Origin of the sequence: Xanthomonas albilineans (assembly GCF_002939705.1) — a bacterium.
Taxonomy (GTDB): Bacteria; Pseudomonadota; Gammaproteobacteria; order Xanthomonadales; family Xanthomonadaceae; genus Xanthomonas_A; species Xanthomonas_A albilineans.
Genome location: NZ_MDCB01000012.1, coordinates 85,172 through 99,001 on the forward strand (window position 1 = coordinate 85,172; position 13,830 = coordinate 99,001).

Below are 13,830 nucleotides of genomic sequence, written 5' to 3' on the forward strand. Positions count from 1 at the left end.
CCCTTTTGCACGCTGCTGTGCTTGCCGTTGCCGCGGGCGATGAAACAGAATGCGGTTCCCTTCGCATGCGTTGGCAGGTTCGGATATGCTGCGTTTTCTGCACGCCTTGTGCTGTCGTTTCGAACATGTCCGGCTGTGGCGCGCCTGCGCATACGTGCTGTTACTGACCGTGGTCATCGTTGCCGGCGCCAGCGTATCGCAAGCATCCATCGTCGCTGCGGCCACGCCGACCGATCGCGCGGACGCCGCCGGATGGATGCAGCACCACCAGCAGATCCTCGCGCAGGTACGCGCGCATGCGCAGACTCCGCTGCTGCTGATCGGCGATGCCATCTTCCGCAGCAGCGGTTCGGATGCTGCGGGCGCATCGGCCTGGCAGAGGTTTTACGGGGTGCGCGGTGCGCTTGATCTGGGTGTCGATGGCGATGCCACCGAGCATGTGCTGTGGCGCTTGCAACACGGTGAACTCGACGGCATCCAGCCCAAGGTGGCGATGTTGTTGCTACGGACTGCCGCGGACGATCGCGACATGCGCAGCGCCGACGACACCGTGCTCGGGATCGATGCGCTGTTGGCCACGCTGGAACAACGCTTGCCGAAGACGCGCATCCTGTTGCTTGGACTGCTGCCCGGCAGTGGGTCGGCGCAGGCGCGTGCGCGCGTGGACGAAGTCAATCGCATGCTGGCCGTGCGCTACGGCGAGCATCCGCGCGTGACCTATCTGGATGTTGGCGCGGTACTGTCGGGCGCGGCGCTGTCCGCGTCCGCGCCGCAGGCCGCCGAGTCGCTGCGTACATCGGTCGCTGCGGCACCGTTCGCGACGCCGCAGGCGCAACAGCGTCTGGCCGAAGCGATCGAGCCGACCCTGGCGCGTCTGCTCGACGAACCGCCGCAGATTCCGCTGAGCGCGATGAGCGACCTCAATACCGCGCTGATCCCGGTGCCGTGGTTGGAGCAGGATTCCTACGACTGGTACGCGCGCCACCATGCCGTGCTTGCGCAGGGCCAGCGCTTGCAGCCGCAGATCGTGTTGCTGGGCGATTCGATCACCCATTTCTGGGGCGGACCGCCGTTGGCGACTCGGGTCGGCGGCGCGCAAGCCTGGCGGCGGACCTTCGGGAGCGCGCGGGTGCTGAACCTGGGATTCGGCTGGGACCGCACCCAGAACGTGCTGTGGCGTCTGCGTCAGGGCGAGCTGGACGGGCTGGCGCCGCGTTGGGTGGTGATCAATATCGGCACCAATAACCTTGCGGGTACCGATCATGCGCGCACCAACACGCCGCAGGAAACCGCCGACGGCGTCGCCGCGGTGGTGGCCGAGGTGCGGCGCCGGCTGCCGCACAGCAAGATTGTCCTGATGGCGATCCTGCCGCGCGGCTTTGCCGCCGATGGGCCGCTGCGTTCGCCGATCCTGGCGACCAACCGTTTGCTGGCCGCGCGCTTCGGGCACGATGCGCAAGTGCGCTGGCTCGACATCGGTGCGCGTTTTTTGCAGCCCGATGGCAGCTTGCCGGCGGCGTTGATGCCCGACAGCACCCATCCCAGTGAGGATGGCTATCGCATTTGGGGCGATGCGTTGCGCGCGGTCGGTGTCGGCGGCTGAGCACACCTCGGTGCGTGGCGCATGGCCACTCGCGCCGGCTCACAGCGTGGCCAATAAAACGTCGCGAATCGTTGTCGGGTTGCCACGGGCACCGCACAGGGGCCGCAGTGTACAACGTGGTACACGAGGATTCGCCGCGCTGTCCGGGTCCGCCCGGCGGCGCCGCGGTCGTTTTGTCAGCGACTCTCAGCCTTTGTCGGGTTTGAGCAGTTCCAGCACCGCTTCGCGACGGCGGGCCGGCATGTTGCGGTAACGGGTCAGCAAGGCTTGCTCGTGCGGATCGCGCGCTTGCAGGGCGTAATCGGGTGAGGCCTCCTGTAGCCGCGCGCTCGGCACATGCCCGCAGACCAGGTCGTCCAGCGAGCGCTTCAGTACCACGCGCAGCATCGGCAGTAGCCGGAAGCTGGGTGTCTCGCGATCGTTTTCCCAGGCCGAGATCGACGACTTGGTCACGCCCAGGGAAAAACCCAGTTGCTCCTGGGTGAGGCCGGCGGCTTTTCTGGCTTCGCGCAAACGGTCGCCGAAGCTTTTCATCGCGGTGGCCCTTGCATAGACGACGGGCTTACCAAGATATGGAGCATCCGCCAACTTGTCGTACAGTCACGCTTGACTCTGAATGTTCTGAAATTCAATACTTCGGTGGTGCGGGCGCGCTGATGCGCGTGGGCACGCAAGACACGGATGCCTCAGGAGTGGAGATGTCGCATTTTCGTTTCATTGCCGCCGTCAGGTGGCCTGCAGCCGCGCAGCGTGCTGTGCGCGTGTGCACAAGGGAGGGCGGTGCATGGCCAAATACGATCTGAAACTCAAGCCGATTGCGCAATTCAAGCCGTCTTTGCAAGTGTTGGTGCATGCTGCCAATGCCTACGTGGCCGCATCTGCGGCCGAGCGACGCAACCCTGGCTACCGTGCCTATGTGGTGGCGGTGTGGGTGGATGGCGTCCGCGTGGAGACCGGTCCGTTTCGCCCATTGCAGCGTTGAGCGCGATGGTGCGCGCGGCGCCAACAAAAAACCCGCCGCAGCGGGTTTGTTTGATCCAATGCGACCTGTCGGTCGTGGTGCCCAGGAGAGGACTCGAACCTCCACGGTTTTACCCGCTAGTACCTGAAACTAGTGCGTCTACCAATTCCGCCACCTGGGCAACTCAGAACGACAATTGTCTGTGTGGCGCAGGGGGCTGTCAAGCGGTGTGGCGACGGCGGCCGGTCGCGTCGTCGCCCTGGTGGATCCTCAGTGGCTGGCGTTGAAACGCAGGCCCTGGTTGATCGCGCAGCGGTAGCCGAGCGTCTGGCCGGTTTGCTCGTAGCTGGGCAGGGCGAAGATGAACATGGTGAAGTCGATGCTGTTGTCCGGATGCACCTGGTAGCGCAGGAACTGCTGGATCGGTTTGCCGTCGCGACCGACGGTCATGTGATCGTCGGCGAAGGACAGGGTGCCGTCGGCAGTCACGCGGTAAGAACCGATGCGCAGGCCGCCATGGGTCTGGGTCGGCGTGGCGCCACCGGACGTGGGGGTGCACTGACTCAGATCGACGGCCACGGCGACCGAGTTACCGCTGTCCAGGGCATGTTCGATGTCGGCAAGCGAATTGAGTGGTGCGTGAGCGGAGGCCGCCGTTGCACTGGCGAACAAGACCATGGCGAGGAGTGGAAGATGCAGGGGTTTCATTGTGTGCAAGCTCCGGAGCATGGGGGAGGGCGACGGATCATGCGCTGCACGCTAGCGTTTTGTCGGCTGGAGTCAACCGACAAAATCGCGATTTTCCGGTGCCGTCACACTGAGTTCGAGGTAGGTGGTGTCCGCCGCGTTATGTCCGAATCGGTATGCAAACCCCGTCTTTCCGCCGAAGACGCGGGCTGGTCGGCGAGGCGAGCCTGGGGCAGGTGGTTGCGCAGGTGCTGTTGCGACAGTGCAGTTTGGGCGATCAGATCGCGCGCGATGCCCATGCGTTTGTCCGTGGCGTGTGCGGGCGGCGGGCGCGTTGACAAGCACGATGCCGCCACGCAGAATGCGCGGCCTTCAGCGCCCAGGTGGCGGAATTGGTAGACGCACTAGTTTCAGGTACTAGCGGGTAAAACCGTGGAGGTTCGAGTCCTCTCCTGGGCACCACAGGCAAGACGCGAGAGCGCTGAACTCTCGCCGCGACCGGCCCGCTGACGCGGGCTTCGTCGTTTATGCGGTAGGGCGATGTTCGCGTTGCGCGGTTCCGGTGGTGGCACCCGCCATGCGAGTACCATGAGCGGATGACAACTCGTAGAAGCAAGTCCGGCAAGTCCGGCAAGTCCGCGTCCAACGACGCACCCGCCAGCAAACATGCTCCCGCCGCCACGCCGAAGCCATCGCGCCTGCCTGCCTGGATGCCCAGTTTCCTGCGCCGTGGTCCCAAGCCGCCGTTGCAGCCCCTGCACCCCGAGCCCCCTGCGGCCGCCCCTGCCGGCGCTCCGCCGATCCACGATCCTCACGCGGCGCGCGAGGCCGAACGTTATGCCGAGCCGATCGCCAGCCGCGAGGCGATTTTGCAGTTGCTGCATCGCTGCGACGGTCCGCAGACGTTGCACGAATTGGCTGCACAGCTCGGCTTGACCGAGCCTTCGCGCATGGAAGCGCTGAGCAAGCGTCTGGGGGCGATGCTGCGCGAGGCCCAATTGGTGCAGAACCGCCGTGGCGGCTATGCGCCGTTGCAGCAGACCAACCTGATTCCCGGCGTGGTGATTGCCAATCCCGATGGCTTCGGCTTCCTGCGTCCGGACGAAGGCGGCGATGACCTGTTCCTGCCGCCTTACGAAATGCGCAAGGTGTTGCATGGCGACCGCGCTTTGGCCAACGTCACCGGCATCGACCGCCGTGGCCGTCGCGAAGGCAGCATCGCGCGGGTGCTCGAACGCGGCCTGAGCCGCTTGATCGGCCGTTTCAGCATGGAGGCGGGCATCGCCTACGTGGTGCCGGATGACAAGCGTATCCAACGTAACGTGCAGATTCCTCCCGATGCCATCGGCGAGGCGCGCGACGGCCAACTGGTGGTGTGCGAACTCACCTCCGCGCCCGACGCGCGACGTCCGCCGATCGGCAAGATCATCGCGGTGCTGGGCGACAAGTTGACCCCGTCGTTGCTGGTGGAAGCGGCGATCCATGGTCACGAGCTGCCCTACGCCTTTCCGCAGGAGGTGTTGGACGAGGCGGCGGCGGTGCCGTTGACGGTAGCGCCGGAGGCGATCCAGGGCCGGGTGGATCTGCGCCACACGCCATTGGTGACTATCGACGGCGCCGACGCCAAGGACTTCGACGACGCGGTGTTCTGCGAGTCGAACGCGGACGGTTTTCGCCTGGTGGTGGCGATTGCCGATGTCTCCCACTACGTGCGTCCGGGCACGCCGCTGGATACCGAAGCGGTTAAGCGTGCGACCTCGGTGTACTTTCCCGGGTTCGTGGTGCCGATGCTGCCGGAGACGCTGTCCAACGGCATCTGCTCGCTGAATCCGAAAGTGGACCGCATGTGCTTCGTCTGCGACATGCAGATCGATCGTCAGGGCGAAGTGGCCGGCGCGCGCTTCTACGAGGCGGTGATGAATTCGCATGCGCGGCTCACCTACGACCAAGTATGGCAGGCGGTGGGCGAGCGCGATGCGCAGGTGCGTGGCGCGCTGGCGGCGGTCCTTCCGCACTTGGAACGTTTGCACCAGCTCTATCAGGTGCTGGCCAAGGCGCGTGCGCGCCGTGGCGCGATCGAGTTCGAATCCTCGGAAGTGCGTTTCGTGCTCGACAACACCGGCGAGGTCACCCAGGCCGGGATGCTGATGCGCAACGATGCGCACAAGTTGATCGAGGAATGCATGATCGCCGCCAACGTGGCCGCGGCCCGCTACTTGCTGGAGACGCGGATTCCGGCGCCGTTCCGCGTACACGAGCGTCCACCCGAATCCAAATATGCCGATCTGCTGGAGTTCCTGAAGGAGTTCAAGCTGAGCCTGCCGGCGTGGAGCAAGGTGGTGCCGGGCGACTTCACCAAGCTGCTGAAGAAGGTGCGTGAGCGCCCGGATGCGGCGCTGTTGGAGTCGGTGTTGCTGCGCAGCCAGAGCATGGCGGTGTATTCGCCGGACAACGCCGGCCATTTCGGTCTGGCGCTGGAGGCGTATGCGCACTTCACCTCGCCGATCCGGCGCTATCCGGACTTGCTGGTGCATCGTGCGATCAAGTATGCGTTGACGCGTGGCGCGCCGGACAAGTACCTGTATGCACCGCGCGCGATGGCGGCGCTGGCGCTGCAATGCTCCGAGCGCGAACGCCGTGCCGACGAGGCCGAGCGCGAAGTCGACGAGCGTTATCGCGCGGCGTGGATGGAAAAGCACGTCGGCGGCCAGTTCGATGGCGTGGTCAGCGGCGTCACCAGCTTCGGTCTGTTCGTCGAACTGGACCAGTCCAAGGTCAATGGCCTGATCCACGTGACCCAGTTGCCGCAGGACTATTATCAGTTCGATGCCACCCGCAAGACCTTGACCGGTGAGCGTCGCGGCCGCCAATTCCGGCTTGGCGACCGGGTGCGCATCCTGGTCCTGAAGGCCAGCATGGAAGAGCGCAAGATCGACTTCCGCTTGGTCGAGGAGGGTGGCTCTCCGCACGAGGAGCTGCCACCGCTGCCCGCGCGCGGACAGCCGGCCAAGCGCAAGAAAAAGAAGTACTGATAGCGCATGGCGCGGCACGCGCAGCGTGGTGATTGCCGTGCAGCGCCGCTTCTCGCCGATCGCCCAGGATGGCCGCGACGGCGAGCGGACGTTTGTGCATCCAGCCGATCGTTTCGCGTGGCCGACGATGTGACGCGAGCGCCCGCAGCGCCTACCATGCGCGCTTTCCTTTCGTGTAGTCCGGTGGCATGAGCAAGCAGAACCAGTGGATCGTTGGCGTTAATGCCGTGGCTTCGTCGATCGAGAACGATACCGACAACGTGCGCGAGGTGCTGGTCGAAGCGGGCAGCAAGAATCCGCGGCTGCAGGAGATCGAGGAGAACGCGCGGCGCAAGGGCATCGAGGTGCGGCGGGTGAACACCCAGGCGCTGGACGGTGTCGGCGGTTCGGTGCGCCACCAGGGCGTGGCGGCGCGTTATGCGGCGGCGCGCACCTGGGCCGAGAGCGAGCTGGAGGGCCTGGTGGCCGCCGCGCAAGGGCGCGCCCTGCTGTTGGTGCTGGACGGCGTGCAGGATCCGCACAACCTCGGTGCCTGCCTGCGCAGTGCGGCGGCGGCGGGTGTCACTGCGGTGGTGATCCCCAAGGACAAGTCCGCACCGGTCAACGCCACCGTGCGCAAGACCTCCGCTGGCGCCGCCGACCGCCTGCCGATCGTGGCGGTGACCAATCTGGCGCGTTGTTTGCGCGAGCTGCAGAAGCAGGGTGTGTGGATCTATGGTCTGGCCGGCGAGGCCGAGACCTCGCTGTATGCGCAGGATCTGCGTGGCAATGTGGCACTGGTGCTGGGCGGCGAATCGGACGGTCTGCGTCGGCTGACCCGCGAGCATTGCGACGGTTTGGTCCGGATTCCGATGCCCGGCGAGATCGAGAGCCTCAACGTGTCGGTGGCCGCCGGTGTCACCTTGTTCGAGGCGGTGCGGCAGCGCATGGGCTGAGTGCCACCGCGGTGCATGCGGGCTGCCGCAGTCTGCCCGCATGCCGGGTCAGGTGGTAAAGGTCTACTCGGCGGTGGGAGTACGCCGCCGATTTTATCTGTAGAAACGAACAATAAAGTTGCCGGTCGCGCTGGTGCCGGCCATCGGGAAGCGGCGCTGGTTATGCAGGCGATCCGCTCTGCGCCGCGGGCCAGGCATTGGCGATCTTGCAGAACAGGCGCGCCGTTTGTTCGGTGTCGTACACCGCGCTATGGGCGTCGGCGGCGCTCCACTCGAAGCCGGCAGCCTGCACCGCACGTGCCAGCACGGTTTGCCCGTAGGCGATGCCGGCCAGGGTCACGGTGTCGAACACGCTGAAGGGGTGGAATGGGTTGCGCTTGTGGCCGCAGCGCGCCACGGTCGCGTTGAGGAAGTTCAGGTCGAAATGCGCGTTGTGCCCGACCAGGATGGCGCGTTGGCAGCCGTATTTCTTCACTGCCGCTCGCACCGGGGCGAACACGTGTTCCAGTGCTTCGCGTTCGGGCTTGGCGAGGCGGAACGGGTGATCCAGGACAATGCCGGTGATTTCCAGCGATTTTGGGTCGATGACGGTGCCAGGGGCCGGCACCACGTGTGCACTGGCGGTGTCGCCGGGGGACAACTTGCCGGCGGCGTCCATTTCGATCGGGATCACCGCAATCTCCAGCAGCGCGTGCCGGTTCCAGTCGAAGCCGCCGGTTTCCACGTCCACGACCACCGGCAGGTAGCCGCGGAAACGTCGCGACATCGCGGTAATGGCGGGAGCTTGGGAGTGCGTTTCGACTGGATCGTTCATGCGACAAGGGTAGCAGAGCGGAGCCCGCTGCCCGCTGCGGCGATGCGCGCGAGTGTGGTGTGGCTCAGCGTCTGTCAGTGTGGCAGGCGAGTGCCGAGCACGCTGCCCTGCGCACGCAGGCGCTCGAGCAAGGCGGCACCATCACGCAGCAAGGTGACCGGGTCGTGGTCGTGCGCGCCGGCCAGTTCCAGCAGCAGTGCGCGTCCGCTGCGCGTACCGGCTTGCAGCGCGCTCAGTACCGCATAAGTGAGCGGCGCCAGTTCGGCGAAGCGGACTTGACCGTCGGCTTGGCGTCGCGCCAGCAAGCAGGTCGGTGCGGGTGGTGCCGTGTCGGGTTGCCACGCCGGGCCGATGCGCTGCACCGGCCAGCGGTAGCGCAACAGGCGCAGCCAGGGCGAGAGTTGCGGCACGCCATCGAGCAGGTCGCCGTGTGGATCGTGCGGCGGCAGTGCGCTGTCGTCGATTTGGACGTCCAGTTCGACAGTCTCGTAGTGGGCCAACTCCGCCAGCCAGGGCCGGTGTGGATCCGCCGCGCGCTGTTCCAGGAACCGCACCAGTTCGCCGCCCAGGCGCGGGAACAGTGGGGTGCGCGCGCGATGTTCGGCACAGAACGCCCGTAGCAGTACATCCCAGTCGGTTGCGCCGAGGGTCGCGTGCAGTACCGGGAACTGCGCGCTCAGTAGCTGCGCGAGGTTGTCGAAGAACAGCGCGCGGTAGACCGCCAGGCGGTGCGGTTCGATGTCCGCCGGTGGCGCGTGTCGCTGCGGATCGCGCAGGTGCAGGGTCAGTGCGAGTTGCTGGGCGCGCAACGTCTCACCCATGTGCGCTGCGCCGCGATGGGAGTGCGTGTTGCTGTAGATCGCGAATGCGCTGGATTTCGCTCAGTAGATCCGTCAGCGGCGGGAACTGGCCGTCGCGCTCCAGCAGGGTCGGGCGCACGCCGTGCAGACGATAGGCGGCGGCCAGCAGATGCCAGACAGGGCCGGTGACCGCTGCGGCATGGGTGTCGATCTTCAGGCCGCTGGCGGCATCGTCGCGATGTCCGGCGACGTGGTACGAGGCGATTCGCGCGCTGGGCATGGCGGCGAGGAAGGCCTGGGCGTCGTAATCGTGGTTGTGAGCGTTGACCTGGACGTTGTTGACGTCCAGCAGCAGGTCGCAGTCGGCTTCGCTCAGCACTGCGTTGACGAATGCGGCTTCGCTCAGCACCTGCACTGGCGCGGCATAGTAGGAGACGTTCTCCACGGCGATGCGTCGACCGAGCGCGTCCTGTGCCTGGACGATGCGCGCGGCCACATGACGCACGGCTTCGTCGGTGAAGGGGAGCGGCAGCAGTTCGTAGAGTTGGCCGTCGTCGGCGCTGTAGCTGAGGTGTTCGCTATACAGCGCGACCCGGTGCCGATCCAGAAATTGGCGGGTCTGTCGCAACAGCACCGCGTCCAGGGGGGCGATGCCGCCGAGCGACAGCGACAGACCATGGCAGCTGAGCGGATGGCGCGCGCTCAGCGTCTCCAGCATCTCGCCGGGGCGGCCGCCGACGCCGATCCAGTTATCGGGCGCGCATTCGAGAAAATCGAAGGCATCCGTCGGCATGTGGAGCAGGTCCGGCAGCAGGCCACGGCGTAGTCCGAGTCCGGCGCTGGCCGCGGCCAGGGGCCGCGACATGGCTTCAGCCGCCGCCACCGCATTTGCCCTCGCCGCATTTGCCTTCGGTCATGGCCTTGCCGTTGTGCTTGTTGGTGGCGTGGCTTGCTTTCTGTTTGCTGTCGGCGTGCGCACCGCACTTGCCTTCGGTCGCCTTGACGGTGTCCTTGGCGTGCGTGGCGGGTGGCGTTGGCGTAGCGGTTGGTGGTGTCGCCGTGTCTTCTGTTTGCGGTGGCGTGCTCGGTTGGGCAGCGAGTGCGTAGCCCTGGGGGAGATCGGTCATCGTCAGAGCAGAGGCGGACAGGCTCAGTCCGCCGAGCAGGGCCGCACCGGCGAGGGCAGGGAATGGGCGTGGTGATCGGGACATGCGCAGACTCCTGGCGAAGGGATGGGCGCCGGCGTCGCGTGCCGGTGCTGTGCCAAGCCTACTCGCTGCCGGGCGAGGTTGCATGCGGCGGCGTGTGCGCTACGAAAAACTCCGCTGCGAACGCAGCCAAAAGTGCCCACGGTCGTGGCTCCGGCGCATGCCGCAGCCGGGCGGATCCGTTCAGATACTGCTGGTGGAGCTGGTTTCGTCGCGTTTGTCGCGTCGCGGCAGCGGTTGGTCGCCATGCACCAGGAACCACACGTTCTCGGCGATGTTGGTGGCGTGGTCGCCGATCCGTTCCAGGTTCTTGGCCATGAACAGCAAATGGGTGCATGGGGTGATGTTGCGCGGATCCTCCATCATGTAGGTCAGTAGCTCGCGAAACAGCGCGGTGTACTGTGCGTCCAGTTGCGCATCGTCCTGACGCACATGCAGTGCCATGTCGGCGTCGTTGTTCTGGTAGGCGACCAACGCCGCCCTTACCTGTTGCGCGGCGAGTTTGCCGAGTTGACGCAGGCCCAGGGTCTGCGGCATCGGCGGGGACATGTTCAATGCGATCGAGCGCTTGGCGACATTGGCGGCGTAGTCGCCAATGCGTTCGATGTCGGAGGGAATGCGCAGGCCGGCGAGGATCTCGCGCAGGTCGCGCGCCATCGGTCCGCGCAGCGCCAGACGCATCACGTCGTGGCTGATGGATTGCTCCAGCGCGTCGATCGCCTCGTCGTTGACGACGATGCGTAGCGCGGCGTTGTCGTCGCGGCGTTCGACCACATCCAGTGCCGCTTCCAACTGCGCCACCGCGGTTTCGCCCATGCGCACGATTTCTGTGGTGAGGCGATGCTGTTCTTCGTTGTAGCTCTTCACGATGTGCTCGTTGGGCTGAGTATTCATGGCGTAGGTCCGTTTGATCCGGTGGTTTCGCCGCTGTCATTGCAGGCGTTGCGGGGCTGGCGTCGGTGGCGGTGCTGTCTGCGCGGAGGAGGTGTTGCGGCGAGAGGGCTGCCGTCGTCGGCACTCAGCCGAAGCGGCCGGTGATGTAGTCTTCGGTCTGCTGTTTGCTGGGTTGCGAGAAGATGGTTTCGGTACGGTCGTGTTCGATCAAGTCGCCCAGGTACATGAAGGCAGTGTAGTCGGACACGCGCGCAGCCTGCTGCATGTTGTGGGTGACGATGAGAATGGTGTAGTCGGTCTTGAGTTCTTCGACCAGCTGCTCGATGCGGCTGGTGGAGATCGGGTCCAACGCCGAGGTGGGTTCGTCGAGCAGCAGCACATCCGGGCGCAACGCCACCGCGCGGGCGATACACAGGCGCTGTTGCTGGCCGCCCGACAGGCCCAGTGCGCTCTGCCCGAGTTTGTCCTTGACCTCGTCCCACAGCGCGCCTTGGCGCAGTGCATGTTCCACCCGTTCGGCCATTTCCGCCTTGGACAGTGTTTCGTGGTGGCGAATGCCGTAGGCGACGTTCTCGAAAATGGTCATCGGGAACGGCACCGGCTTCTGGAACACCATGCCGACCTTGCCGCGCAGGCGGTTCATCGGATACTTCGGCGAGAGGATGTTCTCGCCGTCCAGCAGCACTTCGCCGCGCGCTTCCAGCTTCGGATACAACGCGTAGATGCGGTTGAAAACGCGTAGCAGGGTGGATTTACCGCAGCCCGATGGGCCGATCAACGCGGTGACGCGCTTCTCCGGCACCTGTAGGTTGATGCCCTTCAGCGCGTGGTACTTGTCGTAGTAGAAGTCCAGGCCGCGCGCGGCGATCTTGACCGGTGAGGGCGCCAGCGCGGTGTGCCCGGTGGGCATGGCGATGCGGTGCATCGGTGCGGCGTTGTGGTGATCGTTCATGGCCTGTTCCATAGGGGGATCAATCGTTGGAAATCTTTTTGCGCAGGAGCAGGGCGCGCGCGCCGAGGCTGACCAGCAACACGAACACGGTGAGTACCAGTGCGCCGGACCAAGCCAGCAACTGCCAGCTCGGATACGGACTGCCGGCGAAGGAGTTCATCACCACCGGGACGCTGGCCATCGGCTGCATGATGTTGTTGTTCCAGTACTGGTTGCCGAAAGCGGTGAACAGCAGTGGCGCGGTTTCGCCGCTGATCCGCGCCAGCGCCAACAGTATGCCGGTGACGATGCCGGCCGAGGCGCTTCGATACAGCACCTGCATGATGACCTTCCATTGCGGGATGCCCAGCGACAGCGCCGCTTCGCGCATCTGCGCCGGCACCAGCCGCAGCATTTCGTCGGTGGTGCGCACGACCACCGGCAGCACGATGAAAGCCAGCGACAGCGCGCCGGCCATCGCCGAGAAGCGGCCACCGGTTTGCATCACGTACAAGGTGTAGACGAACAGCCCGAGCACGATCGAGGGCGCCGACAGCAGGATGTCGTTGACGAAGCGCACCACCTGGCCGGTCTTGCGCGCATTGCCGTACTCGGCCAACCAGGTGCCGGCAGCCACACCGATCGGGGTGCCGATCAGCAGGGCCAGGGCGCACATCACCGCGCTACCGAAGAACGCGTTGGCCAAGCCGCCTGCTTCCTCGCCAGGCGGCGGGGTCATGCGGGTGAACAGATCGAAATTGATGCCCGAGATGCCCTTACCCACGAGCGTCCACAGGATCCATGCCAGGAATGCCAGCCCGAACAGTGCGGTCAGGCAGGACACCGTGACCGCCACCGCGTTGATCATGCGGCGGCGCTGGTACAGGCGGTGCGCGAGGTCGGCGGCCATTTCAGTTGCCCTCCCTGCGCGCTAGCTGCGCCAGCATCAGGCGGGCGATCGCCAGCACGATGAAGGTCACGATGAACAACACGAAGCCCAACAGCAGCAGCGCGGAGCGGTAGGTGTCGGTGGCTTCGCCGAAATCGTTGGCGATCAGTGCGGCGATCGTGGTGCCGGGTTCCAGCAGCGATGGCGATAGTCGCACCGTGTTGCCGACCACGAAGGCCACCGCCATGGTTTCGCCGAGCGCGCGTCCCAGGCCAAGGAAGATGCCACCGATCACCGCCGAACGGGTGTAGGGCAGCACGATATCCCAACTTACTTCCCAGCGGGTGGAGCCGAGCGCGTAGGCCGATTCCTTGAGTCGGGTCGGCACGGTCAGGAACACCTCGCGCATGACCGAAGAAATGAATGGGATCACCATGATCGCCAGGACGATACCGGCGGTGAGCAGACCGATGCCCAGTGGCGGTCCCTGGAAGATCGGCCCGATCAGCGGCAGTGTGCCGAGGTGATCGTTGAGCCAGGGCGTGACGTAGTCGGTCATCACCGGTACCAGCACGAACAGGCCCCACATGCCGTAGATGATCGAGGGGATGCCGGCCAGCAGTTCGATCGCGGTTCCGACCGGGCCGCGCAGCCAGCGTGGTGCCACTTCGGTGAGGAAGAAGGCGATGCCGAAACTCACCGGCACCGCGATCAGCATCGCGATCAGTGCGGTCACCAGGGTGCCGTAGATCGGCGCCAGCGCGCCGTACTTGTTCTCGACCGGATTCCACTCGCTGGAATAGAAGAAACTCAGCCCTTGTAGTTGCAGCGCCTGGCGGCCACCCCACAGCATCGACAGTGCTGCGCTTGCCAGGGCAACGAGGACGAATACGACGGTGGCGGTCAGGATCCAGCGGAACAATCGGTCTGCGCGGGCGTCACGCAGATCGCGTTTGCGGGGCACCGTCATTGTGTCGGGAATGGCAGGGGCGTTCATGGCTCGAAACTCGCCGGGACGCGCTTGCGCACGTCCCGATGGTGGCTGCGGCGGGGGGCGTCGCGCGCGGCGGGTGGCT

At 65.5% G+C, this 13,830-nt stretch carries 14 protein-coding genes and 2 tRNA genes; 5 read left to right on the top strand and 11 right to left on the bottom strand.

Annotated elements, in window-relative coordinates:
- Positions 1-85: 85 nt before the first annotated feature.
- Positions 86-1,603 carry a GDSL-type esterase/lipase family protein gene (locus XalbCFBP2523_RS11700; RefSeq protein WP_045765964.1) on the top strand — a complete coding sequence of 506 codons (1,518 nt, stop codon included), beginning with the start codon at positions 86-88 and terminating at the stop codon, positions 1,601-1,603.
- A gap of 186 nt (positions 1,604-1,789) precedes the next feature.
- Here the strand turns inward: XalbCFBP2523_RS11700 and XalbCFBP2523_RS11705 are convergent, their stop codons facing one another.
- Positions 1,790-2,137: a helix-turn-helix transcriptional regulator gene (locus XalbCFBP2523_RS11705; protein WP_012916489.1), complete on the bottom strand. Its 348-nt coding sequence runs from the start codon at positions 2,135-2,137 to the stop codon at positions 1,790-1,792.
- Positions 2,138-2,387: 250 nt separating this feature from the next.
- Between XalbCFBP2523_RS11705 and XalbCFBP2523_RS11710 the strand changes: the two genes are divergently transcribed.
- Entirely contained in the window at positions 2,388-2,585 is a 198-nt protein-coding gene (locus XalbCFBP2523_RS11710; RefSeq protein WP_012916488.1) for a hypothetical protein, read from the top strand.
- 75 nt (positions 2,586-2,660) lie between these two features.
- On the opposite strand, the gene XalbCFBP2523_RS11715 is transcribed toward XalbCFBP2523_RS11710, so the two are convergent.
- Both XalbCFBP2523_RS11715 and XalbCFBP2523_RS11720 read right to left on the bottom strand, forming a co-directional pair.
- Positions 2,661-2,745: transfer RNA gene (locus tag XalbCFBP2523_RS11715), tRNA-Leu, on the bottom strand.
- Positions 2,746-2,834: 89 nt separating this feature from the next.
- The gene (locus XalbCFBP2523_RS11720) at positions 2,835-3,272 is read right to left on the bottom strand and encodes a VirK family protein (RefSeq protein WP_012916487.1); all 438 of its coding nucleotides are present in this window, start codon (positions 3,270-3,272) and stop codon (positions 2,835-2,837) included.
- A 356-nt stretch (positions 3,273-3,628) separates the two neighbouring features.
- On the opposite strand from XalbCFBP2523_RS11720, the gene XalbCFBP2523_RS11725 reads away from it, so the two are divergent.
- The 3 genes from XalbCFBP2523_RS11725 (at position 3,629) to rlmB (ending at position 7,218) form a co-directional block, all read left to right on the top strand.
- Positions 3,629-3,713, top strand: a tRNA-Leu gene (locus XalbCFBP2523_RS11725).
- A 248-nt stretch (positions 3,714-3,961) separates the two neighbouring features.
- The gene (rnr, locus tag XalbCFBP2523_RS11730) at positions 3,962-6,283 is read left to right on the top strand and encodes a ribonuclease R (RefSeq protein ID WP_045758829.1); all 2,322 of its coding nucleotides are present in this window, start codon (positions 3,962-3,964) and stop codon (positions 6,281-6,283) included.
- Between the two features lie 188 nt (positions 6,284-6,471).
- Positions 6,472-7,218 (top strand): 23S rRNA (guanosine(2251)-2'-O)-methyltransferase RlmB, encoded by a 747-nt coding sequence (rlmB, locus tag XalbCFBP2523_RS11735; protein WP_045765962.1) that lies wholly within the window; start codon positions 6,472-6,474, stop codon positions 7,216-7,218.
- Positions 7,219-7,378: 160 nt separating this feature from the next.
- Here the strand turns inward: rlmB and rnt are convergent, their stop codons facing one another.
- From rnt to pstC, 8 genes are all read right to left on the bottom strand, one after another.
- Complete coding sequence (rnt, locus tag XalbCFBP2523_RS11740; protein WP_045765961.1) at positions 7,379-8,032, bottom strand: ribonuclease T; 654 nt, start codon at positions 8,030-8,032, stop codon at positions 7,379-7,381.
- Positions 8,033-8,106: 74 nt separating this feature from the next.
- Complete coding sequence (locus XalbCFBP2523_RS11745) at positions 8,107-8,853, bottom strand: HvfC family RiPP maturation protein (protein ID WP_012916483.1); 747 nt, start codon at positions 8,851-8,853, stop codon at positions 8,107-8,109.
- Positions 8,846-9,697, bottom strand: coding sequence for an HvfB family MNIO-type RiPP peptide maturase (locus XalbCFBP2523_RS11750; protein WP_196297594.1), 852 nt, complete (start codon positions 9,695-9,697; stop codon positions 8,846-8,848). The genes XalbCFBP2523_RS11745 and XalbCFBP2523_RS11750 overlap by 8 nt, the downstream gene beginning before the upstream one ends.
- 4 nt (positions 9,698-9,701) lie before the next feature.
- Positions 9,702-10,043 carry an HvfA family oxazolone/thioamide-modified RiPP metallophore gene (locus XalbCFBP2523_RS11755; RefSeq protein WP_012916481.1) on the bottom strand — a complete coding sequence of 114 codons (342 nt, stop codon included), beginning with the start codon at positions 10,041-10,043 and terminating at the stop codon, positions 9,702-9,704.
- A 180-nt stretch (positions 10,044-10,223) separates the two neighbouring features.
- Entirely contained in the window at positions 10,224-10,934 is a 711-nt protein-coding gene (gene phoU, locus XalbCFBP2523_RS11760) for a phosphate signaling complex protein PhoU (RefSeq protein ID WP_012916480.1), read from the bottom strand.
- 124 nt (positions 10,935-11,058) lie between these two features.
- The gene (pstB, locus tag XalbCFBP2523_RS11765; protein WP_045757323.1) at positions 11,059-11,886 is read right to left on the bottom strand and encodes a phosphate ABC transporter ATP-binding protein PstB; all 828 of its coding nucleotides are present in this window, start codon (positions 11,884-11,886) and stop codon (positions 11,059-11,061) included.
- Between the two features lie 19 nt (positions 11,887-11,905).
- On the bottom strand, positions 11,906-12,775 hold the full coding sequence (pstA, locus tag XalbCFBP2523_RS11770) for a phosphate ABC transporter permease PstA (protein WP_012916478.1): 870 nt from the start codon (positions 12,773-12,775) through the stop codon (positions 11,906-11,908).
- A gap of 1 nt (position 12,776) precedes the next feature.
- Complete coding sequence (pstC, locus tag XalbCFBP2523_RS11775) at positions 12,777-13,751, bottom strand: phosphate ABC transporter permease subunit PstC (protein WP_045765959.1); 975 nt, start codon at positions 13,749-13,751, stop codon at positions 12,777-12,779.
- Positions 13,752-13,830 lie beyond the last annotated feature (79 nt).